Origin of the sequence: Streptomyces millisiae, assembly GCF_031845425.1 — a bacterium.
In the GTDB taxonomy this organism is placed as follows: Bacteria; Actinomycetota; Actinomycetes; order Streptomycetales; family Streptomycetaceae; genus Streptomyces; species Streptomyces millisiae.
Window position 1 is genome coordinate 168021 of the sequence record NZ_JAVREM010000003.1, and the last position, 22206, is coordinate 190226.

The 22206-nt window shown below is 72.1% G+C and carries 21 protein-coding genes; 8 read left to right on the forward strand and 13 right to left on the reverse strand.

Annotated elements, in window-relative coordinates; all coding sequences use genetic code 11:
- Positions 1–13: 13 nt before the first annotated feature.
- Together RNC47_RS04845 and RNC47_RS04850 are read right to left on the reverse strand one after the other, a co-directional pair.
- Complete coding sequence (locus RNC47_RS04845) at positions 14–439, reverse strand: hypothetical protein (RefSeq protein ID WP_311595789.1); 426 nt, start codon at positions 437–439, stop codon at positions 14–16.
- A complete protein-coding gene (locus tag RNC47_RS04850) occupies positions 436–4923 on the reverse strand; it encodes a DUF6531 domain-containing protein (RefSeq protein ID WP_311595791.1) in 4488 nt (1495 codons plus the stop codon). The genes RNC47_RS04845 and RNC47_RS04850 overlap by 4 nt, the downstream gene beginning before the upstream one ends.
- Positions 4924–5197: 274 nt before the next feature.
- On the opposite strand from RNC47_RS04850, the gene RNC47_RS04855 reads away from it, so the two are divergent.
- On the forward strand, positions 5198–5404 hold the full coding sequence (locus RNC47_RS04855) for a hypothetical protein (RefSeq protein WP_311595793.1): 207 nt from the start codon (positions 5198–5200) through the stop codon (positions 5402–5404).
- On the opposite strand, the gene RNC47_RS04860 is transcribed toward RNC47_RS04855, so the two are convergent.
- Positions 5394–5795 carry an ATP-binding protein gene (locus tag RNC47_RS04860; protein WP_311595794.1) on the reverse strand — a complete coding sequence of 134 codons (402 nt, stop codon included), beginning with the start codon at positions 5793–5795 and terminating at the stop codon, positions 5394–5396. The two genes, RNC47_RS04855 and RNC47_RS04860, sit on opposite strands and share 11 nt — an antisense overlap.
- Positions 5796–5961: 166 nt before the next feature.
- On the opposite strand from RNC47_RS04860, the gene RNC47_RS04865 reads away from it, so the two are divergent.
- Together RNC47_RS04865 and RNC47_RS04870 are read left to right on the forward strand one after the other, a co-directional pair.
- Complete coding sequence (locus tag RNC47_RS04865) at positions 5962–6804, forward strand: helix-turn-helix domain-containing protein (protein ID WP_311595795.1); 843 nt, start codon at positions 5962–5964, stop codon at positions 6802–6804.
- Positions 6801–7058, forward strand: coding sequence for a DUF397 domain-containing protein (locus tag RNC47_RS04870; protein WP_311595796.1), 258 nt, complete (start codon positions 6801–6803; stop codon positions 7056–7058). Before RNC47_RS04865 ends, RNC47_RS04870 begins: the two co-directional genes overlap by 4 nt.
- 40 nt (positions 7059–7098) lie before the next feature.
- Here RNC47_RS04870 and RNC47_RS04875 read toward each other — a convergent pair whose 3' ends face one another.
- From RNC47_RS04875 to RNC47_RS04885, 3 genes are all read right to left on the reverse strand, one after another.
- Positions 7099–7785 carry a peptidoglycan recognition protein family protein gene (locus tag RNC47_RS04875; RefSeq protein WP_311596094.1) on the reverse strand — a complete coding sequence of 229 codons (687 nt, stop codon included), beginning with the start codon at positions 7783–7785 and terminating at the stop codon, positions 7099–7101.
- 70 nt (positions 7786–7855) lie between these two features.
- Entirely contained in the window at positions 7856–8764 is a 909-nt protein-coding gene (locus tag RNC47_RS04880) for a lysozyme (protein WP_311595797.1), read from the reverse strand.
- Between the two features lie 296 nt (positions 8765–9060).
- A complete protein-coding gene (locus tag RNC47_RS04885; protein ID WP_311595799.1) occupies positions 9061–10266 on the reverse strand; it encodes a glycoside hydrolase family 6 protein in 1206 nt (401 codons plus the stop codon).
- 314 nt (positions 10267–10580) lie between these two features.
- Here RNC47_RS04885 and RNC47_RS04890 point away from each other — a divergent pair, with 314 nt between their 5' ends.
- The 5 genes from RNC47_RS04890 (at position 10581) to RNC47_RS04910 (ending at position 15456) form a co-directional block, all read left to right on the forward strand.
- The gene (locus RNC47_RS04890; RefSeq protein WP_311595801.1) at positions 10581–10817 is read left to right on the forward strand and encodes a hypothetical protein; all 237 of its coding nucleotides are present in this window, start codon (positions 10581–10583) and stop codon (positions 10815–10817) included.
- A gap of 83 nt (positions 10818–10900) precedes the next feature.
- A complete protein-coding gene (locus RNC47_RS04895; protein ID WP_311595803.1) occupies positions 10901–12193 on the forward strand; it encodes an FxsB family cyclophane-forming radical SAM/SPASM peptide maturase in 1293 nt (430 codons plus the stop codon).
- Between the two features lie 148 nt (positions 12194–12341).
- Entirely contained in the window at positions 12342–13652 is a 1311-nt protein-coding gene (locus tag RNC47_RS04900; protein ID WP_311595804.1) for an ABC transporter substrate-binding protein, read from the forward strand.
- Complete coding sequence (locus tag RNC47_RS04905) at positions 13652–14605, forward strand: carbohydrate ABC transporter permease (RefSeq protein WP_311595806.1); 954 nt, start codon at positions 13652–13654, stop codon at positions 14603–14605. The genes RNC47_RS04900 and RNC47_RS04905 overlap by 1 nt, the downstream gene beginning before the upstream one ends.
- Positions 14602–15456, forward strand: a complete 855-nt coding sequence (locus RNC47_RS04910) for a carbohydrate ABC transporter permease (protein WP_311595807.1) — start codon at positions 14602–14604, stop codon at positions 15454–15456. The genes RNC47_RS04905 and RNC47_RS04910 overlap by 4 nt, the downstream gene beginning before the upstream one ends.
- Before the next feature lie 18 nt (positions 15457–15474).
- Here the strand turns inward: RNC47_RS04910 and RNC47_RS04915 are convergent, their stop codons facing one another.
- From RNC47_RS04915 to RNC47_RS04945, 7 genes are all read right to left on the reverse strand, one after another.
- Positions 15475–15762: a DUF2087 domain-containing protein gene (locus RNC47_RS04915; protein WP_311595809.1), complete on the reverse strand. Its 288-nt coding sequence runs from the start codon at positions 15760–15762 to the stop codon at positions 15475–15477.
- Between the two features lie 95 nt (positions 15763–15857).
- Complete coding sequence (locus RNC47_RS04920) at positions 15858–17486, reverse strand: ABC transporter ATP-binding protein (RefSeq protein ID WP_311595810.1); 1629 nt, start codon at positions 17484–17486, stop codon at positions 15858–15860.
- 2 nt (positions 17487–17488) lie between these two features.
- Positions 17489–18652 (reverse strand): serine hydrolase domain-containing protein, encoded by a 1164-nt coding sequence (locus RNC47_RS04925; RefSeq protein ID WP_311595812.1) that lies wholly within the window; start codon positions 18650–18652, stop codon positions 17489–17491.
- Positions 18649–19152, reverse strand: coding sequence for a GNAT family N-acetyltransferase (locus RNC47_RS04930; RefSeq protein ID WP_311595813.1), 504 nt, complete (start codon positions 19150–19152; stop codon positions 18649–18651). The genes RNC47_RS04925 and RNC47_RS04930 overlap by 4 nt, the downstream gene beginning before the upstream one ends.
- Positions 19149–20318, reverse strand: a complete 1170-nt coding sequence (locus RNC47_RS04935; RefSeq protein WP_311595814.1) for an anhydro-N-acetylmuramic acid kinase — start codon at positions 20316–20318, stop codon at positions 19149–19151. Before RNC47_RS04935 ends, RNC47_RS04930 begins: the two co-directional genes overlap by 4 nt.
- Positions 20315–21208 carry an ABC transporter permease gene (locus tag RNC47_RS04940; RefSeq protein ID WP_311595815.1) on the reverse strand — a complete coding sequence of 298 codons (894 nt, stop codon included), beginning with the start codon at positions 21206–21208 and terminating at the stop codon, positions 20315–20317. Before RNC47_RS04940 ends, RNC47_RS04935 begins: the two co-directional genes overlap by 4 nt.
- Positions 21205–22176 (reverse strand): ABC transporter permease, encoded by a 972-nt coding sequence (locus RNC47_RS04945; RefSeq protein ID WP_311595817.1) that lies wholly within the window; start codon positions 22174–22176, stop codon positions 21205–21207. Before RNC47_RS04945 ends, RNC47_RS04940 begins: the two co-directional genes overlap by 4 nt.
- Positions 22177–22206 lie beyond the last annotated feature (30 nt).

Genomic DNA, 22206 nt, shown 5'->3' on the forward strand with positions numbered 1-22206 from the left:
GGGGAGCCGGACCTCAGGACGGCTTCCCCCTGGTGTCCCGCAGACCGTGAAGGGCGAAGATCGCCTTCCGTTGCTCCTCCACCGTGACCACCTCGTCGGGGGCGGCCGGAGCGAAGATGTCGACGCTCCGCTCATGGTGCACCTGGCGGGGCTCGAGCGTGAACGGGAAGACATGCCGGCCACCCGCCTGCTTCTCCATGCCCGAGGACGTCACATCAACCCTGGCCCCTTGGCAGCAGAGGAGCAGTCCTTCGGCCTCCAGCGCGAGCCGCAGGTTGATGAGGGCGGCGAAGAGGTCATTCGCCTCATAGGTGGCAGAGGTATCCCCCGCCCCGCGCCGCACACGCAGCACGTAGGGCGGCGTCTCGGAGAAGTCGATCCGCACGGTCTCCGTGCGTCCGTCTTCGCCCACCGCTTCGAGAAGGACCTGCTCTGTCATCTCGCCCCTGTGAAATTCGGATTGGCCGTGTAGTTCCCCGAAGTGTCCCACGCACCCGCGATCTCGGAGGGATCGATCGAACGAGGGTACGCGTGCTCGAACTCGTCGAAGCTCGAGTTGTCGGGAATCTCGGCGTTCACGTCGCGGCCACCGTCTCGCGCACGGATGTCGTAGACGTAACCGCCGCTCCTCCGCTGCCGGTCCATCGCATGGGTCATGGACTCCGTGGTGGCCACGAACCCGGACTCCGGGATCCCGTACTGGCCGGTGACACCCGCGACGTGCTCCTCCAGATTCATGTTGTCGCCCAGAGGCGCCAAGCCGTTGTCGAAGATCTGGTCGGGCGCACGGTTGTCCCTCCGGTACCGCTGGTAGGGCGCGAGGCCCAGCGGGTCGGCCAGCACGTGCGGGTTGACCACGTAGGCGAGCGGGTTCGGCGACGGTGCGAGGCCCAACGGGTCCTGCGAGAGATAGCGCGCCGTCTCGGGGTCGTAGTACCGGTGGTGGTTGTAGTGGAGGCCGGTCTCGGTGTCGTGGTACTGCCCGGGGAACCGCAGCGGCGTGTAGGCGGCGCTGTCACTCGGCCAGGCGGTCACGCCCCACAGGGTGCTGCGTGCGCGCCAGGCGACGGCGCCCGTCTCGTCGACGAGTTCCGCCGGGCTGCCCACCAGGTCGGTGACGATGGCGAAGAACCTGGCGTCGACCTCCTCCTGGGAGGCCGCGTTGAGCAGCCGCTCGGTCTGTGCCACCGGAACCACCCCGTCGTGGTCCCAGGTGAGGACCACGGGGTGCGGCATGGCGTCCCCCGTCGTGGTCTGCTCGGCCAGGCGCGAGCCGTCCCACGTGAACCTGGTCTCCTCCACCACCGAGCCGTCCGCACCGAGTCGCCGCTTGGCGATCCTGCGGCCGAGCGGGTCGTACAGGTAGCGCCAGACGGTGCCGTCCGGGGTGGTCGCCGAGGTCAGTCGGTCCTCGGCGTCCCACCGGTAGTGCCAAACGTCGGGCTTGCGCGAGAGCCGGGCCTTGCGGCGCGTCATGACACGCCCCGCCCTGTCGTGCTCGTAGCGCATGGCGCCGGCCCGGGTCACCTGGGTACCCCGGTAGACGCGGTCTCCCTGGCCCTCCACTCCGGCGTGGTGCTCGGGCCAGACGGCCCTGGTCTGGTTGCCGGCGGCGTCGTAGGCGTACGTCTCCTGCCAGTCCTGGGCTTCGACGCCGGTCACCCGACCGACCTGGTCGAGGACGAAGCGGCTCGCGCCGCGCAGGCGGTCCTCGGCGCCGGTCGGGATCCCGTCGGGACGGTAGGTGTAGGAGCGGCGCTGCACCATGTCGTCGCCCGCGGTGACCGTCTGCTCCAGGAGGCGTCCGGTCGGGTCCCAGCCGTGGACGAGGGTGAGCGAGTCGCCGATCAGCCGCTCCACCTCGCGCCCGGCGGCGTCGTAGCCGAACGCGATGCGGTGCCCCGAGGTCGTCAGCTCGACCGGCCGCCCCACCCCGTCGTAGCCGTACTCGGCCCGAGCCCCGGTGGGCGTCGTCCGGCTCACGCGCCGCCCGGCCTGGTCGTAGTCGAAGCGTGTGACAGCCCCGTCGACCGTCTCACTGAGGATCCGCCCCACCGGGTCGCGTTCCCAGACGATCTCGCAGTCCGGTCCCGTGGCCCGCCGCATCCGGCCGGCCGCGTCGTACTCGAAGGCGGAGCGGCTGCCGTCCACCACCTTGCCGATCAGGCGTCCCAGGGCGTCGTGTTCGAACGCGACCGTCTGGCCGGCCGGGTTGGTCCTCGCCGTCAGTCGGCCAGCGGCGTCGTGCCGGTAACTGACACGGCGGCCGTCGAAGTCCTTCTCGCCGGTCAGCCGGCCTGCCGCGTCGTAGCTGTACTCCCATGCCAGGCCGCGCGGGTGGACGACCCGGGTCAGCCGGAGGAAGGCGTCGTGCTCAAACTCATAGCGCACGCCGTCCGGCCCGGTCCGTGCCGTGCACACGTCGAAGTGGCCGTACTCGTATCGCGTGGTGCTCCCGTTGGCGTCGGTGTACGAGACGCAGTTGCCCTCGCCGTCGTACTCCCACCTCTCCTCGCCCCCGTCCGGGCCGACCCGACGGGCGGGTCGGCCGTCGACCGTCCACCACACCCGGGTCTGGGCGCCCAACGGATCGACGTACGCCTCGACCCGACCGAACGCGTCGCGCCTGCGTAGCGTGCGGTTGCCGAGCGGGTCGGTGATCTCCAGGGGAAGTCCGGCGGCATCGCACACCACCCGGGTGGTGTCCCCGACGGCGTTGGTGATGGCACTGAGACGGCCGGCGCCGTCGTAGGTGTAACGGGTGGTGGCTCCGGCGGCGTCCGTGACCGCCGTGCAGTTGCCGTGGCCGTCGTATGCCCGACGCCAGGTGCTGCCGTCCGGCAGGGTGGCCGCCACGGGGTTGCCCGCCTCGTCGTAGCCGTAGCGGGTGGTGCCGCCGTCCGGGTAGACGATGCTGAGGGGCCGTCCGACCTGGTCGTGCTCGAAGCGAACGGTGTTGCCGAGTGGATCGGTCCGGGACACCGGCTGCTGCCCCGTCCCGTACTCGACGCGGGTGACGCCCCCTGCCGGATCCACCTCGGCCACGACCCGGAACTGGTCGTCGATGACGAACCGACTGACCGCTCCCTGCGATGTGGTGAGGGTGGTGACGCGGGCGTCCGGCCAGTCGGGGTGGGTGCCGTCGTAGGCGATGGTGAGCGCGATGTGCCCCGCCTCGCCGCCTTCGGCGACGCAGCGGTCGCGGTCGTCGTAGGTGTAGGCGTAGCGGCGGTTGTTGGTGTCGGTCCAGGAGGTGACGCGTAGGCGGTGGTCGTAGGTGAACTGGAGCGGCTGGCCGGCGGGGTTGAGGACGGCGGTGAGGTTGCCGTCGGTGTAGGCGTAGCGGCGGATGAGGGTGTCGCCGAGGGCGAGCGCGGTGACGCGGCCGTGTTCGGTGGTGAGGGTGAGGTGGTAGCCGCCGGAGTGCCGGATGGCGGTGGGCGCGCCGTGGGGGTCGTAGTCGATGTCGACGCGGTTGCCGTTGCGGTCCGATATCCCCAGGATCCGGCAGTCGCCGTCCTCGTCGGGGCGGCGGAAGTGCCGGGTGTGGCCGGTGAGCGGGTCGGTGAGGGTGTACCCGCCGTCTTCCTGCCGGGTGAGGGGCCAGCGGGGGCCGGTCTCGGGCAGCACGGCGAAGCCCGGCTGCTTGGGGTGGGGGTAGGCGAGGATCATGCCGTCCTCGGCGAGGAACACCACACCGTGTTCGTCGACTTCGAGGCGCTGGTCGAGGGTGGAGGACCAGGACGGGCCGAACCAGCGGCCGGCGTAGTAGCCGGACTGGACGCGGCGGGTGAAGGCGAACGGCAGCGTGCCGGGCAGGGTGACGTCGGTCTGGGGCAGGAACATGTGGCCGGTGGCCAGGTCGACCGGGTCGGTTCCGCCGCTGCGGATCACACTGCGGGCGCGCGAGTACGCGGACTGCATGCCGTCCGCGATCATCGTGCGGCCACGCGTTGCCAGACCGCGGACGCCAGCGGCCATGCCGCGCAGCCCGCCACGCGCCAGGGCGCGGGCGCCCGCGGCGAGGCCGCCGAGGGTGGTCAACCCCTTCATGCCGGGGATGCAGTCAAGCGCCGCGAACGCCACGTCCCACAACGAGGCACGGCCGTTGGCGTAGTCGTAGAGGGTGTCGGCCAACACCACCAGGGCGGCGGCAAGGACGACCCAGGCCAGCGGTCCGCCGATGATCATGACGACGATGCCGAGGACGGCGACGACGACCTTGCAGATCTCGACGATGGTGTCCCAGTTCTCGGACACCCAGTGGATGGCGTCCTCCCACCAACGCCGGTTCTGGATACCGGCGTCGGAGGCCGCGTCGATCCCGTCGGCGCAGGTACGGGCGGCGTCCTCCCGCATCTCCTTGGCGTCCAGGGCGAGTTGACGCGCAGCGGACAGGGCCTCTTCGGCGGAGTCGACACGGGACTGGGCGGAGGTGGCCGCGCTCTGGGCGGCGTTCGCGTCGCGGGTGGCCGCCCGCACCTCCGCCTCGGAGGGCGGCTCGACGTTCTCGCGTTCGCCCTCGCGCTCCAGTCGCTCGGCCTCGTCACCGGCCCGCGACACCCAGTCCTGCGCGTCCGACAACGCCGCCTGCGCCGAGGAGAGATCGGCCTGAGCGGCGATCGCCCGGTCCAACGCCCGGTCCGCCATGCCCTGCGCGGTCTCCAGCTTCGGCCAGTACGTCTGCAACGCCTGCGCCGCCATGTCGTACGAGGTTTGGAGCTTCTGCAGGTTCCCCGGCACGCCGTCGAACTCGGCGCGGAACGCCTCCGCCGACAGACCGGCCCAGTCCATCACCGCCCGGTCCTCCGCCATCCCACGGATCCGGCCCAGCGCCTCGCCGACATCGTCCGCGAAGGTCTGCAACTGGTCGGCCAGCGTGCGGACCTCGTCCGGATTCCCCGGCGTCGGGTCCGAGTCCATGTCGACCGGACTCCAGTCAGAGGACCGCCCCATCCCCAAACACCCCCGTGCACTGCGCTGATCACACTTGCGATCAGGCCACGTTAGGCAGTGACACGCTGCGATTCCATGGCAGGTCTGTCACAAACGACGTGAGCTCAGAAACAGTGCCTCCAACCGGTGCGCGTACTCGCGCCACAGCGCCCTGACGCAGTCCAGCACCTCCGAGCCCGGTCGAAGGACGCCGGCCAGGCGGGCCACGCGCCAGGTGCGGAACACGACCACCCGTGTCGCGATGTCGTCGAGCAGCGCGCAGCCCACACGCAGCGCCTCGGTGATCCCCTCGGTGGGATGGGCGAGGTCCGAATGGGGTCGGGTCGTCGCCGACGCCGCCGATCTCCTGGACCAGGCCCAGCAGACGGTCGAGTTCGATGATGCCGCCGAGCGGCGCGAGAATCTCGCGGGCGAGCGCAGTGTGGGACTGGGTCACGTCACAAGTTGACCTCAGCCCAGACGTACTTGGCGTCGGTGCCCCGCACCACGCACCCCCAGCGGTCCGCGAACGCGTCGACGACCAGCAGCCCGCGTCCGCCGAGCGCGTCGGAGGACGGGGCGTTGGCGGTCGTCGGCGGCAGCAGGTCAGGTCTGCCGTCCAGCACCTCGACCCGGACCGTCGTGGAGGAGAGCGCCAGCGTGAGCACGAAGTCCCGCCCGGGCAGCCGGCCGTGCGTGACCGCGTTCGCGGCGAGCTCGGCGGTGATCGCACCGATGGCGAACGACGTCGGCGTCGTGCGCGCGATGCCGTGGCGGGCGAGCCGCCCGACGGCCAACTGCCGTGCGAGGTGCGCGCCGCGACGGGAGGAACTGAGCTGGACCCTGAACGCTGAACTCATGGCGCGATCGTTCTGTCGCGCGGGAAGGCCCCGCCAGGTCGCTGGTCGGGCGCGGTTCCGCGTGTACGGGTTGCGGGTGGTTCTGTACGGGTTGGCGCCCGTGACCGCGTTCGTGCGGGTGGCGTTGATATGCCAGCGTACGTCGAGACACCGGGGACTGATGTGCATGGCGAACAACCACCGCCCGAAGACACGGAACGCCGACGACGAGCGCCCGGCCATCTGGGTCGGGTACGGAAAGCTGACGAAGCTCTTCCGCGAGCGGGCGAGGCTGAACCAGCAGCAACTGGCGGAGAAGGTCGGGTACTCGCTGGAGCAGGTGGCATCCATCGAGCAGGGCCGCCGGCCGGCGAAGGAGTCCTTCACGGACGCGGCGGAACGGGTACTGAAGGCCGGCGGAGTCCTGAAGGCACTCCAGGACGACGTGGACCTGGCCCGACTCCCCAGGTTCTTCCAGAACTTCGCGGCGATGGAAGCGGACGCGTTGAGCCGCTTCTCGTACGACCCGCTGCTGGTGCCGGGCCTGCTCCAGACCGAGGACTACGCCAGGACCCTGCTCAACGCCTACTTTCCGCCGCTCGACGACGAAGTCGTGGATGACCGGGTCACCGGTCGCCTCGCCCGACAGTCCTTGCTGACGCGGAAGAACCCACTCATGGTGTTCGTGTTCATTCTGGAGGAGGCCGCTCTGTACCGGCAGGTAGGCGGCCCCGAGGTGATGCGGGCGCAGCTTGAAAAACTCCTGGAACAGGGGAGATTGAGGAACGTCGAGATCCAGGTGATGCCCTCGCGGCGGGCCGCTCACAGCGGGCTGAGTGGGCAGTTCATGCTCCTTGAGACCAAGGACCGCCGGAAGTTCGCGGCGATTGGAGCGCACGGCGTGATGAACGTGAGGTCCGCGCCCGATGAGGTCAGTGCACTCTGGCTCCAGTATGGAATGCTGCGCACACAGGCCCTCAATTCCGAGGAGTCCGCCAGCCTGATCGAGCGCGTGGCAGGAGAGCTATGACCACTGAACGCCTTCACTGGTTCAAGAGCAGCTACAGCGGGCCGGACGGCGGCGACTGTGTCGAGGTGGCTGCTGCGCCCCCATCGGCGCATCACTGGTTCAAGAGCAGCTACAGCGGATCCGACGGCGGTGACTGTGTCGAGGTGGCCTCCGTTCCCACCCGCGTGCACGTACGTGACTCCAAGCGGCCCGCAGGGCCTCGGTTGCGGTTCGAGTGCCGGCAGTGGGCCGCTTTCCTGGAGCGGCTTCGTTAGCGGAGCGCGTCCGCTTCGTTAGCGGAGCGCCTCCGCTTCGTTAGCTCAGCGCGTCGGCGACCTCGCTGCGCAGCTGCGGCAGCATGTCGTGGAAGATCCCCGGGCACTGGGTCGAGTTGAAGTCCATGTGGCCGTAGAGCTGCGTCGGCGCGATGCCGTACTGCTGGCAGACGTAGGCGCACAGCGTCACCAGGACCTCCCACTGGGCCGCCGGCGGTGTCGCGCCGTCGTGGTAGGCGCCCTCGTTGGCGATGCCGATGGCGTTGTAGTTCTGGCCCGAGGTGTGGGCGCCGAGGACCAGGCCGCTGCCGGCCGTGAGGGTGCGCAGGCTCTCGTGGCGGCCCTCGGTGATCCAGCCGCCGCGGCTGACCAGGAAGTGGTAGCCGGTGTCGACCCAGCCGTTGTCGTCCATGTGGAGGTCCTGCACCCAGTGGGCGTGCTCGTGGGCCTGGGCGCGGGAGAAGTCGTTCGTGTTGTCGCTGACCGTGTGGTGCACGATGATCCTGGTCGGCCGGTTGGTCAGCACGGTGATGCTGCCGCGGGCCGGGCGCGCGCCCCAGGTGGCGCAGCTGTCGATGTCGGGTTCGACGGCCGCCGCGCGGGCGGCGGTGGGGGTGGCGGCGTGGGCCGCGCCGGCCATGGAGGCGGTCGCGGCGCCGGCGACGAGGCCGGCCGTGCCGGCGAGGAGGACGCGACGCCGGGTGGGGTGGGCGGCACCGGACACGATGACTCCTTCGAGCGGGGACGTGGGGAAACGGAAGAGGGGCCGGTGGTGGCCGGCCCCTCTTCGGTGAGGGTTACGCGGTGTTGTTCGCCAGGGCGAGCAGCCGGTCACGCGAACCGTTGAACTGGTTGCGGTCGACGTTGCCCGAGATGCCGCTCACGGAGCCGGTGCTGGTGTACTGCCAGACGGTGTGGACGGAGAAGCCGCCCGGCAGGGTCGGGCTGTTGGCCGTGGTCCAGTGGGCGACCCACAGGGGGCTCTGGCTGGCCATGCCGCTCCAGCTGCCGGTGCAGGTGTTCCACCAGCTGGGGGAGGTGTAGATCACGATGTCACGGCCGGTGCGCGACTTGTAGGTGTTGTAGAAGTCCTGGATCCAGCTCCGCATCTGGGAGGTGGACAGGCCGTAGCACTGGGAGCCGTAGGGGTTGGACTCGATGTCCAGGACGCCCGGCAGGGTCAGGTTGTCGGCGGACCAGGCGCCGCCGTTGGAGGCGAAGAAGTTCGCCTGGGTGGCCCCGCTGGAGGAGTTCGGCAGCGCGAAGTGGTAGGCGCCGCGGATCACCCCCGCGTAGTAGGCGTTGGGGTAGTTGGTGTTGAAGTTCGGGTCCCGGTAGGTGGTGCCCTCGGTGGCCTTCATCCAGGCGAACTGGATGCCGGCGTTGCGCACCGAGGTCCAGTTGATGGAGCCCTGCCACCGGGAGACGTCGATGCCCTGGACGCCGTCGGTGGGGGCGAGCGGGGTGATGATCTGCGAGTCCTCGGCGATGGCGCCGCCCTCGTGTGCGAGCTCGCCGGCGCCCATGAACGCCTGGCCGGGGCGGAGTTCGCCGACCTCCAGGGTGCTGGGCTCGCCGACCGGCTCGTCGGCCGCGGCGGCGGTGCCGGTCGGCGCGATCAGCAGGGCGAGGGTGGCGGCGAGCACACCGCCGAGGGTCAGCCGCCCCAGACGGGGTCTGCGGGACCGGGAACTGCGGGACTTCATTGTTGCCTACCTCCTGGCACGTCATGAGATGTGTGGGGGCATGTGCCACAGCGTGGAGAAACGGTCCGCCCGGTGGACAAGGGCTGGTCGGCGGCGCCGTTGAGCGTTCTGTGTGGGGGTTCGTGGGGGGTGTGCACTCCCTGTGTTGGCGTGAGCGCGTCATCAGTGACGCACACAAACCCCGGACAGGTAAAGGGGGTTCGATATCTCTCTGTGGTCCATACCGGTGGTCACCGTTCTGACCTGGGTCAACGGGCGTAGACTCCGGGAACTTTCGGGCTTGGAAAGAGGGACCGTCAGCTGCCGCCGGCCAGTTCGAAGGCGAGATCGGGTGAGAAGGTGCCGGCCGTCGCGGCGCAGCCGTCCGCCTCACCGGGGGGCTTGATCCACAGATACGCGTCTATGGCCGAGTCGCCCGTTTCCGTGGTCGGGGCCTGTCCGACGCGCCGGCCGCCCGGGTCGCACCACTCGTCGCCGAGCGGACCGTTGCCGTTGCGGCTGGTGTCGATGACCGCGCCGAGGCCCGGGTCGCCGAGCTCGGCGAGCACCGCCTTCGCGTAGTCGACCTCGAGGCCGGTGGTACGGAAGTTGGCTATGTTCGTGGCTATGCCGTCGCCGTTCTCCAGCACCCCGGCGGCGGCGAGCCAGGAGGCCATGTCGGCGGGGGAGTGCCAGTTGGAGTGGCCGCCGTCGAAGTAGACCCTGGCCTGCGGATTGGCCTGGTGGATCGTTTCGGCGGCGCGGTCGAGCGCCGCGAAGCGGGCGTCGCGCTGGGCCTCGGAGAGGCAGTCGGAGAGCGCGATGGAGTCGGGTTCGAGGATGACGACCACCGGGCCGCCGCCGAGGCCCGCGGCGAAGTCCGCCATCCAGGCGTCGTAGCTTTCGAGGTCGGGGGCGCCGCCCGAGGAGGCGCCGCCGCAGTCCCGGCCCGGCAGGAGGTAGCTGACCAGGACGGGCACCTCGCCCGCGGCCTCGGCGGCGGCCGTGGTGTCGCGGACCTTGGTGGTGGCCGACTCGGCGTCCGTGACCCAGACGCCCTGCGGCCGGCTCGCGATCCGCTCGGCGATCAGTTGCCGTCTGCCGTCGTCCTCGTTGTCGGCGATCCACTGCCTGACCTGGGCGTTCGGGTCGGCGAAGAACTCGCCGGAGACCGGTCCCCGACGCTCGTCGCCGCCGCCCGAGCCGGAGTCCGGGTCGGCCTCGTCCCGCTGATCCTCGCCGTCCTCCGATTCGCCCGCGTCCGAGGGATCGGGGGAGGGCGGCACCATGTCCTCGTCGGGGGCCGGCGCGTTCATCGACTCGTCGGGGGCGGGGGCCAGCGGGGAGGAGTCGGCCAGCGGCGAGGCCCCGGGAGCGTCCTGTTCGCCGGGGCCGACGGCGCCGATGGTCACCACGATCGCCCCGGTGCCGAGGGTGAGCACCCCGGCCAGCGAGGCACCGAGCAGGATCCGGGAGCGCGGGACGGGCGGGCGACGGAAGTCCGGTGCCTTGGGAAGACGCACGAGCCGGGATCCTCTCACAGGGCCCACGGGCGACCGGGCCCGAATAGACGATGGTTCCCCGCCCCCGCGTACCGATCGCTGGCGCCGATCATGACCCCCGCCCTGACCCGGCGTCAATGGGAATCGCCGGCGATGGCGCGTACTCGCCCCACTCGGCGCCCCGCCCCCGACACCCGCCGGTTACGACATCGCCCTGTCACCTTTGATCGAACTTCTGTACGCTGCGCGGCAGTTCGGCGAAGCGAACCCCGTGCGACGGCCGGTACGGGGGCCCGCCGGGCCCGTCCGCGCACCATCGAGTGGAAGGAACCCCCATGCCCGAACGCGAAGCGGACCTCGTGCGCAAGGTCGCCCTGGCGGCCGCCGCGGTCGCCGCGGCCTCGGCCGTCACCGTCGGCACGGCCGGCGCCGCCAGCGCCGCCGAGCCGACCACCGCCGAGGTGGCCGAGGCCGCCACGGTCGCCCAGCAGGACAGCGCGCTCGGCGCCGTCCTCGGCCGGGTGGCCACCGAGGACGACACCGCCGGCACGCTCGGCACCTTCAACCGTTGACCGATACCGCCGACCGACCGCTGATCGACGGATGACGAACCGCTGAGGCGGGCACGACGACACGAGGGGCAGAGGTGGCAGGCATGGAGGAGACACGAGCGAGGACCCCGCTGCCGGTCGTTCGGGTGAACGAACGGGCCGGCGAGTGGCCCACCCCGGACGTGACGGAGCAGGCGCTCGCGGATCCCTCCTGGCACCCTCTGCCCTTCGTGGAGTTCGCCCTCAAGTTCCACGGCCGGTGCAACCTGGCCTGCGACTACTGCTACATGTACGAGATGGCCGACCAGAGCTGGCGCGACAAGCCGGTCGCCATGTCCCGGCGGACCATCGACCAGGTCGCCCACCGGATCGGGGAGCACCTGCGCGCCCACGCCACCGAGGTCGGCGGCGCCTCCGTCCGGATGCACGGCGGCGAGGCCCTGCTGGCCGGCGCCGACCAGTTCGCCTACGCCGCCCGCGCCTTCCGGGCCGCCATGCCACCCGGTCTCCCGCTGAAGCTGGTCACCACCACCAACGGCATCCTCCTCGACGACGACCGGACGCTGGAGACGCTGCGCGAGCACGAGATCGGCGTCACCGTCAGCCTCGACGGCGACCGGGAGGCCCAGGACCGCCACCGCAGGTACGCGAACGGGCGCGGCAGCCACGACCTGGTGATGCGCGGCGTCGAGGCGTTGAACCGACCCGCCTACCGGCACCTCTTCGAGATGGTGCTGTGCACCGTCGACCTGGACAACGACCCGCTCACCACCTACGAGGCGCTGCTCGCCACCGGCGCGCCGGCCGTCGACTTCCTGCTGCCGCTCGGCAACTGGTCCTCCCCGCCGCCCGGTTGGACGGCGGGGGAGGGCGGCACCGCCTACGCGGACTGGCTGATCCCGATCTTCGACCGCTGGTACGGCACCGTCCCGGTGCCGGCCGGGGTCCGGCTCTTCGAGAACATCATGGCCATGAGCCTCGGCGGCCGGAGCCGCAGCGAGGCGGTCGGGCTGCTGCCGTTCCAGCTGCTGGTGATCGAGAGCGACGGGAGCATCGAGCTCGGCGACGCGCTCAAGTCCGCCTACGAGGGCGCCCCGCACACCGGCCTCGACGTGTTCCGCAACTCCTTCGACGAGGCGCGGCTGCTGCCCGGCGTGGTCGCCCGGCAGCGCGGCGTGGCCGGCCTCTCGCCGACCTGCGCCGGCTGCGCCGTCCGGGACATCTGCGGGGCGGGCGAGTACAGCACCCGCTACCGGGCCGGCGCCGGCTTCCTCAACCCGTCGGTCTACTGCGCGGACCTCGCCAGGCTCGTCTGCCACATCCGGGACCGGGTGCTGGCCGACGTGGCCCGGCTGCGGGACCACCGTACCGTCGCGGAAAGTAATCATACAGCCTGACCTCCGTGACATGACAAGATGTCCGCATGGTGCGGCCTGAGCTGGGCAGTCGTCTCCGCGCGGGCCGGCCGGAATCCCCGCCGCGCCGGCTGGCACCGGACACATGGCGTCACCCGGGCGGCGGACGGCAGAGAGGTCGAGGACGACGATGTCCACCAGCAGCCGGCACCTGAGCCGGCGTGCCCTCGGCAGGCTGGCCGTGGCGGCCGCCGGCGGGCTGACGCTCGGCGCCTGCGCCGGGCGCCCCGACGCCGCGTCCCCGGACGCGCCGCTGCGGATCACCGCGAACAACCACGTCTGGGCCGAGGCGATCAGGGAGCACTTCGGCGAGATCGAGGAGCGCATCGGCCGCCGGGTCGTGATGTCGATCCTCACCGCGGACCAGCTCGGCAACAGCTACAACGTCAAGCTCAACGCGTCGGCCACCGACATCGACGTGATGATGCTGCGGCCGCTCCAGGACCTGCTGCTCTTCGCGCACAACGAGTGGGTCGCCGACCTCACCGACCTGGTCACCGGCGACCCGGACTTCGACTGGGCCGACTTCCAGGCGGCACCGCGGCAGCGCTGCACCGTCGACGACCGGGTGGTGAGCGTGCCCGTGGTCACCGAGCGGCCCGCGCTCTACTACCGCAGGGACCTCGTCGCCGACCTCGGCGGGCCGCCCGCCACCCTGGACGAGCTGATGGCCATGTCGCTGGAGCTGGCCGACCGGGGCAACGACTTCTACGGGTACGTCGGCCGCGGCCAGCGCAACGGCGCCGTCAGCCAGTGGTCGAGCTTCCTCTACTCCTTCGGCGGCGACTTCACCCGCGACGGCGGCTCCACCATCGCCACCCGCGAGGCCATCGCCGCCTACGAGTACTACGGCACGCTGCTGCGCCGCACCGGGCCGCCCGGCGTCACCAACATGACCCTGGAGCAGGCGATGCCCGTCTTCGCCCAGGGCAAGGCCGCCTTCTACGCCGACGCCGACGCGATCTACACCAACTTCCTCGACCCCACGATCTCCACCGTCCAGGACACCATCGGCTTCGCCCCCTTCCCGGCCGGCCCGGCCGGCGCCCTCGGCTACAACATCCCCTCCTGGTCCCTGTCCATCAACGCCTTCTCGCTGCTGCGCGACGACGCCTGGGAGTTCGTCCGGTGGGCCACCAGCCCCGAGATGGTCGCCAGGATCCAGGCCGCCGGCATCCCCGGCGCCCGCGAGTCCGCCTGGGCCGACGACGCCACCCTCGCCGCCTTCCCGCCGGACCTCGCCGAGTCCATGCGGCTCGGCGGGGAGCGCGGCGTCGACCACGACCGGCCCGAGGTGCTCCAGGTCGGCCGCGCCCGCGACATCGTCGGCCAGCCGCTGGTCGCCGCCGTGCTCGGCGACGACGTGCCGGCCGCCGCCAGGGACGCCCACGCCGAGTTCGCCGACTTCCTCGTCCGCGACAACCGCCACCGGGGGATCTGATGGCCACCACCGAGCTGACCCGGGCCGCCCCGGCCACGCCGCCGGGACCGGCCGCCCGGCGCCCGCCGCGCACCTTCGAGCAGGCCAACCGCCGGCTGAAGTGGACCATGCTGGCGCCCGCCCTGCTCTTCGTCGGCGCCATGATCGTCTTTCCGCTGCTGTTCACCATCAACCTGGCCTTCAGCGACGCCTTCGGCGCCGTCAACGCCGACCGCGGCTATGTCGGTTTCCAGAACTTCACGGACGCGCTCGGCGACACCCGCCGCTTCTGGCCGGCCGTGCAGCGCACCGTCGTCTTCACGATCGGCGCGGTGCTGCTGGAGACCGTGCTCGGCCTGGCGCTGGCCATGCTGATGCGCCGGGCGTTCACCGGCATGCGGTGGGTGCGCACGATCCTGCTGATCCCGCTGCTCACCACGCCGGTCGCCATCGGCATCCTGTGGCTGCTGATCCTGGACCCGACCAACGGCATCGCCAACCACCTGCTGGAGTCCGTCGGCCTGCCGCCCCAGGAGTTCCTCGGCTCGGTCAGCCAGTCGCTGCCCACCCTGATGCTGATCGACGTGTGGCAGTGGACCCCCATGATGACCCTGCTGCTGCTCGCCGGCCTCGCCACGCTGCCCGAGGAGCCCGAGGAGGCCGCCCAGGTCGACGGCGCGGGCCCCTGGCAGCGCTTCCGGCACGTGGTGCTGCCGATGCTCTCCACCACGCTGGCCACCGCGCTGGTGCTGCGCTCCGTCGACGCGCTGAAGACCTTCGACCTGCTCTACGCCACCAAGGGCCCCGGCGGCGGCTCCGACTTCGAGGCCGAGACCCTCAACGTCTACGCCTACGGCCTCACCTTCGACTACCTGGAGTACGGGCTGGCCTCCGCCGTCCTCGCACTCTTCACGCTCTTCATCATCGGCGTCGTGGTCCTGCTCCGCCGCCGGGTCACGAGGGAGTCCGCATGACGACCGCCACCGCCAGCCCCGCCGCCGTCGCGCACCGACGCCGGCGACGGAACCTCGCCTGGCTGCGGGGCGTCGCCATCGCCGCCGTCTGCCTGGTCTTCGCGCTGCCCGTGGTCTGGATGTTCGCCGCCGCCTTCAAGACCAACGTGCAGGTCACCGACCCGAGCGTGGGCCTGTTCTTCTCGCCCACCCTGGACAACTTCCGCGCGGTGCTCGGCGACAGCGAGATCCCGCGCGCCATGATGAACTCGCTGATCGTCGGCGCGATCTCCACGGCCCTCTCCGCCGTCATCGCGGTGCCGGCCGCCTGGGCCGTGGGCCGCTTCCGGATGTACCGCACCGGCTCGCTGATCCTCGTCGCCCGCATCGTGCCGGCCATCTCGCTGCTGGTGCCCTGGTACTACCTTTTCGCCCAGGCCGGCCTGGTGGGCAGCTACACGGTCCTGGTCCTCAGCCACATGTTCGTCTCGGTGCCGCTGATCCTCTGGATCATGATCAGCTTCTTCGAGCGGCTGCCGGTGGAGCTGGAGGAGGCCGCCAGGACCGACGGCCTCAGCGCGTTCGGGGCCTTCTGGCGCATCGCGCTGCCCCTGGCCGCCCCCGGCACCGCCACGGCCTCGCTGCTGGCCTTCGTCTTCAGCTGGAACAACTTCATGTTCGCGCTGGTCTTCGCCGACGAGAGCACCCAGACCGTGCCCGTCACGATGTTCAACTTCATCTCCTACGCCGGCACCGACTGGGGCGGCCTGATGGCCGCCGCCACCCTGATGTCGGTGCCGGTGGTGCTGGCCGCGGTGCTCGGCCAGCGCTACCTGGTGGCCGGCCTCACGGCCGGCGCGACCAAGAGCTGACGGGCCTGCCGGGGCCCGTCAGGCGCTCTGCGGCACCGGCGTCAGCAGGTAGTGGCGACCGTCGGGGCTGCGGGTCAGCCAGCCGTCGTCGACCAGGTAGCGGCGCAGGGCCGCACAGTCGTCGTGCACGCGGCGCAGCGCGTCGTTGACCTCGCGCTCGTCGTAGGAGCGGTCCGGCTCGAACAGGGTGTCCGCCAGATGCTCCAGGAGCTGCTGACGCCGCGCCGCGCGGCGCGGGATCGCGATCAGCCGTCCGCTCGCGAACAGCGCCTCGACCCCGTGTGACCCGCTCTGCCCGGTGCTCATCGGCTCCCCTTCCCACGACGGACGCGAGGGCCAAGAATGCCAGCGACGCCGGCCCGCCGCACCCCGTTTTCCGGCGGGCGACGGCCGGGCGGCGGCTAGGCGGCGGCCAGTCCGGCCCCGGGGATCGCGGCCAGCAGCTCGCGGGTGTACGGGGACTCCGGCGCCGCGAAGAGCCGGTCCGGGGTGCCGCTCTCCACGATCCGCCCCTCCCGCATCACGTGCACCTGGTGCGAGATCATCCGCACCACGGCCAGGTCGTGGCTGATGAACAGGTAGCTGAGCCCCAGCTCGCGCTGGAGCTCCGCGAGCAGCTCCAGGATCTGCGCCTGCACCAGCACGTCGAGCGCCGAGACCGCCTCGTCGAGCACCACCAGGTCGGGGGAGAGCGCCAGGGCACGGGCGATCGCCACCCGCTGCCGCTGGCCGCCCGACAGCTCGTGCGGCAGCCGGTCGGCCATGTCGGCCGGCAGCGCCACCTGGTCCAGCAACTCGGCCACCCGCCGCTCCCGCTCCCTCGCGGTGCCGATCCGGTGCACCCGCAGCGGCTCGGCGACGGACCGGGCCACGGTGTAGCGCGGGTCGAGCGAGGCGTACGGGTTCTGGAAGACCGGCTGCACCCGGCGCCGGAAGGCGAACAGCTCCCGGCGGCCGAGCCCCGCCACGTCGGTGCCCTCGAAGAGCACCTGGCCCGAGGTCGGTCGTTCCAGACCCAGCAGCAGGTTGGCCGTGGTCGACTTGCCCGAGCCCGACTCGCCGACGATCGACACCGTCTGGCCGCGCGGGATGGTGAAGCCGACCCGGTCGACGGCGGTGAAACGATCCGCCGCACCGCGCCCGCCGCGCACCGGGAACTCCTTGGTCAACTCCCGCACCTCCACCAGGTCGCGCGGCTCGGCCGTGGGCCCCGCGGCCTTGACCAGCGAGGTGGAGGAGAGGCTGGGCGCCGCGTCGAGCAGCCGCCGGGTGTACTCGTGGCCCGGGGCGGCCAGGATCCGCGCCGCCTCCCCGTACTCCACGATCTCGCCCCGGTACATCACCGCGACGGTGTCGGCCCGCTCGGCGGCAAGACCGAGATCGTGCGTGATGAGCACCACGCTGGTGCCCATCTCCTCGGTGAGCGCGTCCAGTTGGTCCAGGATCCGGCGCTGCACGGTGACGTCGAGCGCCGAGGTCGGCTCGTCGGCGATCAGCAGCCTCGGCCGGCAGGCCAGGCCCATGGCGATCAGGGCGCGCTGCCGCATGCCGCCGGAGAACTCGTGCGGGTACTGGTCGGCCCTGCGGGCCGGCTCCGGGATGCCGACCAGCTCCAGCAGCTCGACGACCCGGGCCCGCGCCGCCTTCCCCGTGGCACGGCCGTGCACCACCAGGGCCTCGGCTATCTGGTCGCCGATCCGCATCAGCGGGTTCAGGTTGGTCATCGGGTCCTGCGGCACCAGGCCGATGCCCGCGCCACGCACGCCGACCATCTCGCGTTCGCTCAGCTCCGCCAGGTCCCGGCCCTCGAAGAGGACCCGGCCGCCCGTGACGCGGCCACCGGGCGGCAGCAGCCGGTTGACGGCCGCCGCGGTCGTCGACTTGCCCGACCCGGACTCGCCGACCACGGCGACGGTCTGGCCGGCCGCGACGTCGAGCGAGACGCCCCTGACCGCCGGCACCTCGACGCCGCCCGTGCGGAAGGAGACGGAGAGGTCGCGGATGGACAGGACGGGGGGTGCGGTATGCATGGTCACCTGTTTCGCGTGCTGGTGCGCGGGTCGCGCGGTGGTGCGGGGTGGTTCGAAGCGGACGTCAGGACTTCGCCGGCGGCGGCGCGGGCCGCCGCCCACAGGGCGTCGGTCGGCACCGGCGGCCCGGCGGCCAGCAGCCGGCAGCCGGCCAGCGCCAGCGCGATGCCGCGGCCGGGCACGAAGCCGACCGCGCAGCCGGTGAACCCCGGGTGGCCGAGCAGCGTGACCGTCTCGGCGCCGACGGCCAGCTCATAGCGTCGGAAGCCGAGCGACTGGCCCGGGTCGGGGCCCGGCGCGAAGAACTCCTCGACCACCTCGGGACGCCACAGCCGGTCGTGCTCGGCGTGGTCGGCCAGCGCGGTCGCGAACCCGACCAGGTCGGCCGGCGGCGCGAACAGGCCGGCGTGGCCCGAGACGCCGCCGAGCGCGTGGTGCGCGTTGCCGTCGTTCGGCTCGCCGCTGATCGGGCCCCGCCGCCAGCGGCCGAAGTCGGCGGCGCGGTGCGGCACCGGATAGGGGTGGCCGGTGTCCAGCATGGCCATCTCGACGTCGTCGCCCCGGGCGCTGGTGGCGACCTCGTCGCCGGCGGGGCGGCCGTAACGGGTGGCCGCCAGGCCGAGCGGCTCCGTCACCAGCGCCCGCACGGCGGCGTCGAGCCGTTGCCCGGCCGCCGCCTCGACCACCTGGCCGAGCAGCATGAACCCGAGGTCCGAGTAGTGGCGTTCACGCCCCGGCGGGTAGCGCAACGGCAGCCCGGCGGCGTGCCGCAGCGCCGCGTCCCGGTCGCCCCGCGCGGCCACGTACAGCGGCCACCACTCCCAGAGCCCGCCACGGTGCAGCAGCAGGTCCCGCACGGTGACCGCGTCCTTGCCGCCGCCGGCGAACGCCGGCACGAACCGGCGCACCGGCTCGTCGAGCCCGACGAGCCGGTCCGAGACGAGCCGGATCAGCGCCGTGGTGGTGGCCACGATCTTGGTCACCGACGCCAGGTCGTGGTGGGTCGCTGCCGTCATCGGCGCGCCGTCGGGCGAGCGCGTGCCGGCCACGGCGTCGAGCACGAGCCCGGGAGCGCGCAACGCGAGCACCACCCCGGTCGGCGGGGCGGTGTTCGCCTGCGGCGCCCGACCGACGAGCCGCTCCGCGGCGAGCAGCAGCGCATTCACCGGGCCTCCCGCGCGGCCAGCGCCCGCGTCAGGCGAACCTCCGGTTCGCCGAACTCGGCCTGGACGCGCGTGGTGCCGTCCTCGTGCCAGCCCTGGCGCCGGTAGAAGGCGAGCGCCGGCTCGTTGGCGCGGAACGCCCACAGGTGGGCATCGCGGGCGCCGGCCGAGCGCATCGCCTCGGTGGCGGCCCGCAGCAGGGCGGCGCCGAGCCCGAGGCCCTGCGCGCTCGGGGCGACGTAGAGCGAGTGGATCTGACCGTCTGTCGCCCACCGCGTGACGCCGAGGATCTCGCCGGAGTCCGCCGTGGCGACCCGCAGCTCGCCGGGCGCGGAGCGCCACAGCGCGGTGGCTCGCTCCTCGGTCATCGCGGCCACCACCTCCGGCGGTAGCACCGCCGGATAGCTCTCCCGCCAGCAGCCGAGGAAGACCGAGACGACGCCGTCCAGGTCGGCGGCTGTGGCGGGCCGGATCTCGCCGGTCTCGCGGATCGCCGGGGTCATGGCGTGCTCAGCGTCAGCGCCTTCGGTGGCGCGGCCAGCGGCGTCGGCAGGGACAGCGGTCCGGCGCCCGGGGTGAGGCTGCCGAGCACGCGCGGCGCCCGCGCGCCGGTGCCGGCGGGGGCCGAGCCCGGCAGGCCGTGCGCGGTGCACCAGCCGATCAGGGCGAAGGCGATGGCCTCCTTGTCGTCGGCCGGGGCGCCGAACTCGTCGGAGGGCAGCACCCGAACCCCCGGCAGCGCGGCCCGCAGGCCGTCCATCAGCACCGGGTTGCGGCAGCCGCCGCCGGAGGCCACCAGGGTGTCGACGCCGGCGGCCAGCACGTCGCGGGCGACCGTGCGGACCGTCAGCTCGGTGAGGGTGGCGACCAGGTCGGCCGAGGACACCTCGACGCCGGCCGAGGCCACGGCGCGCGCCGGGTAGTCGCCGTGGAAGTGCTCCTTGCCGGTGCTCTTCGGCGGCGCGAGCCGGTAGTAGGGGTCCTCGAGCAGGACGGCGAGCAGCCGCTGGTCCACCGTGCCCGAGGCGGCGATCCGGCCGTCCTCGTCGTAGCCGGCCGGGTGCAGGCCGCGCGCGGCGACCACCGCGTCGATCAGCGCGTTGGCCGGGCCGATGTCGTAGGCGTACAGGTCGGAAGGGCCGCGCAGCACCGTCATGTTGGCGATGCCGCCGAGGTTGAGCGCGGCCGGGGTGCCGCCCAGCCCGGCGAGCAGCAGCCCGTCCAGGTAGGAGACGAGCGGCGCGCCGTGGCCGCCGGCCGTGATGTCGCGGATCCGCACGTCGGACAGGACCGGCACGCCGGTGCGCTCGGCGATCCAGGCGGGCTGCCCGATCTGCAGGGTGCCGAGGGCCTCCCCACCCGACACCCAGTGGTAGACCGTCTGGCCGTGCGACACGACCAGGTCGACCGGCCCGGCCGCCTCGACGCTGGCCGCCGCCGCGGCCGCGAACTCCTGCCCGATCAGGGTGTCGAGCTCGCACACCTCGGCCAGGCTGGTGGCGGCCGGCGGCAGCGCGGCCGCCAGCCGCTTGCGCAGCTCCGCCGGGTAGGGGGTGCTCGCGGTGTGCGCGACGGCGCCGCGCAGCGTGTCGCCGGTCAGGGTGAAGTCCACCAGCGCCACGTCGATCCCGTCGTGCGAGGTGCCGGAGATCATGCCAAGAACCCTCATCGGGCGCGTCCTCCTCGGTTGCGGGGGTCGAGCGCGTCGCGCAGGCCGTCGCCCAACAGGTTGAGGCCGACGACCAGCAGCACGACGGTGACACCCGGGGCGATCATCGTCCAGGGGGCGATCTCCACCAGCGTGCGCGCCTCGAAGATCATCGAGCCGAGCGACGGGGCGGGCGGCGGTGCGCCGAGGCCGAGGAAGCTCAGGGACGCCTCGGTGAGCACCGCCCAGGAGAGCGAGAGCGTGACCTGCACGATCACGATGGACCCGATGTTGGGCAGCACGTGCCGCAGCAGGATCGCGATCCGGCCCTGCCCCGTGCTGGTGGCGGCCTTGACGTACTCGATCTCGCGCAGCGACAGCACCGGGCCGCGGGTGACGCGGACGAAGATCGGCGCGTAGACGACGGCGATGGCGACCGCGATGGTGAACCAGTTGCGGTCGAAGACGGAGGCCAGCGCCAGCGCGAGCAGCAGCGGCGGGAAGGCGAACAGCACGTTGGTCAGGCCGCCGATCGCCGTGTCGGCGAAGCCCCGGAAGAAGCCGGAGACCAGGCCGCCGACGGTGCCCACCACCGTGGCCAGCGCCACCGCGACGACCGAGATCAGCACCGAGTTGCCGACCCCCGCGGCGACCCGCGAGAACACGTCGCGGCCGAACTGGTCGGTGCCGAAGAGGTGGTCGCCGGAGGGCGAGAGCAGCCGGTTCGGCGGGTCCTGGGCCACCGGGTCGTGCGGCAGCAGCCCGGTGAACGACAGCAGCCCGGCGACGGCGAGCAGCACGACGAGCACCAGGCCGATCACGCCGCTCGGGCTGCGCAGCACGGCCCGCAGCCGGCCCGCCCGGCGGGTGGTCGGCACCGCGAGGGGCGCGGTTCGCGCGAGGTCGGTCATGCGGCACGCACCCTCGGGTCGATCAGCCGGTAGGCCAGGTCGGTCAGCAGGTTGACGAGGACGAACGCCGCGGCGATCACCAGCACCGTGGACTGCACCAGCGCGTAGTCCTTCTGCTGGATGCCGAGCAGCACCTGCCGCCCGATTCCGGGCACCGAGAACACCTGCTCCACCACCACGGCCCCGCCCAGCAGGTAGCCGAACTGGAGCCCGACCATGGTGACGATCGGCACCAGCGCGTTGCCCAGCACGTGCCGGACCTGGAGCCGCCGCGCCCCGACGCCCTTGGCCCGCGCGGTGCGGACGAAGTCGTGCGACCGCACCTCCAGCACCGCGGTGCGGGTGGTGCGCATGATCGGCGCGGCGATGCCGAAGCCCAACACGAGCGAGGGCAGCAGCATCTGCTGGAGGTTGAGCGCCGGATCCTCGAAGAGCGGCACGAACGCCTTGCCGTTGGGGTTGAAGCCGAAGGAGGAGGCCAGCACCGAGAGCAGGGTGGTGGCCAGCAGGAAGGCCGGGATGGACAGGCCGGCGAGGCCGACCAGCTGCCCGGCGGCGTCGCGCGGCGAGTCCGGCCTGGACGCCGAGAGCATGCCCAGCGGCACGCCGATGAGCAGCGCCAGCAGGATGGCGAGGACCGCCAGCTCGAAGGTGATCGGCAGCGCCGCCAGGGTGAGGTCGAGCACGCTCTCCTGGGAGCGGGTGGAGTAACCGAGGTTGCCGGTCAGCAGGTTGCCGAGCCAGGAGAAGAACTGCAGCACGAGCGGCTGGTCGATGCCGTAGTAGGCCTCCAGCTCGCTTCGCTGCTGGGGCGTGAGCGCGGCGGCCTCGGTGCCGAGGGCCGCGGTGATCTGGTCGCCGGGGATGGCGCGCAGCAGGACGAAGACGAACACGGCGACGCCCAGCAGGGTCGCCAGGGAGGCGACGGCGCGCCGGATGACCGGATGGTGGATCAGGGTGCGGAGCATGGTTGCGCAGACTTTCCCGCCGCGTGGGCG

Coding starts and splice junctions, on each gene's coding strand:
- RNC47_RS04900 (WP_311595804.1), top strand. CDS start 12,342: ATGTCCACCAGCAGCCGGCACCTGAGCCGGCGTGCCCTCGGCAGGCTG.
- RNC47_RS04865 (WP_311595795.1), top strand. CDS start 5,962: ATGGCGAACAACCACCGCCCGAAGACACGGAACGCCGACGACGAGCGC.
- RNC47_RS04905 (WP_311595806.1), top strand. CDS start 13,652: ATGGCCACCACCGAGCTGACCCGGGCCGCCCCGGCCACGCCGCCGGGA.
- RNC47_RS04850 (WP_311595791.1), bottom strand. CDS start 4,923: ATGGACTCGGACCCGACGCCGGGGAATCCGGACGAGGTCCGCACGCTG.
- RNC47_RS04880 (WP_311595797.1), bottom strand. CDS start 8,764: ATGAAGTCCCGCAGTTCCCGGTCCCGCAGACCCCGTCTGGGGCGGCTG.
- RNC47_RS04935 (WP_311595814.1), bottom strand. CDS start 20,318: ATGAGGGTTCTTGGCATGATCTCCGGCACCTCGCACGACGGGATCGAC.
- RNC47_RS04895 (WP_311595803.1), top strand. CDS start 10,901: ATGGAGGAGACACGAGCGAGGACCCCGCTGCCGGTCGTTCGGGTGAAC.
- RNC47_RS04910 (WP_311595807.1), top strand. CDS start 14,602: ATGACGACCGCCACCGCCAGCCCCGCCGCCGTCGCGCACCGACGCCGG.
- RNC47_RS04915 (WP_311595809.1), bottom strand. CDS start 15,762: ATGAGCACCGGGCAGAGCGGGTCACACGGGGTCGAGGCGCTGTTCGCG.
- RNC47_RS04890 (WP_311595801.1), top strand. CDS start 10,581: ATGCCCGAACGCGAAGCGGACCTCGTGCGCAAGGTCGCCCTGGCGGCC.
- RNC47_RS04845 (WP_311595789.1), bottom strand. CDS start 439: ATGACAGAGCAGGTCCTTCTCGAAGCGGTGGGCGAAGACGGACGCACG.
- RNC47_RS04940 (WP_311595815.1), bottom strand. CDS start 21,208: ATGACCGACCTCGCGCGAACCGCGCCCCTCGCGGTGCCGACCACCCGC.
- RNC47_RS04945 (WP_311595817.1), bottom strand. CDS start 22,176: ATGCTCCGCACCCTGATCCACCATCCGGTCATCCGGCGCGCCGTCGCC.
- RNC47_RS04870 (WP_311595796.1), top strand. CDS start 6,801: ATGACCACTGAACGCCTTCACTGGTTCAAGAGCAGCTACAGCGGGCCG.
- RNC47_RS04860 (WP_311595794.1), bottom strand. CDS start 5,795: ATGAGTTCAGCGTTCAGGGTCCAGCTCAGTTCCTCCCGTCGCGGCGCG.
- RNC47_RS04920 (WP_311595810.1), bottom strand. CDS start 17,486: ATGCATACCGCACCCCCCGTCCTGTCCATCCGCGACCTCTCCGTCTCC.
- RNC47_RS04930 (WP_311595813.1), bottom strand. CDS start 19,152: ATGACCCCGGCGATCCGCGAGACCGGCGAGATCCGGCCCGCCACAGCC.
- RNC47_RS04855 (WP_311595793.1), top strand. CDS start 5,198: ATGTCGTCGAGCAGCGCGCAGCCCACACGCAGCGCCTCGGTGATCCCC.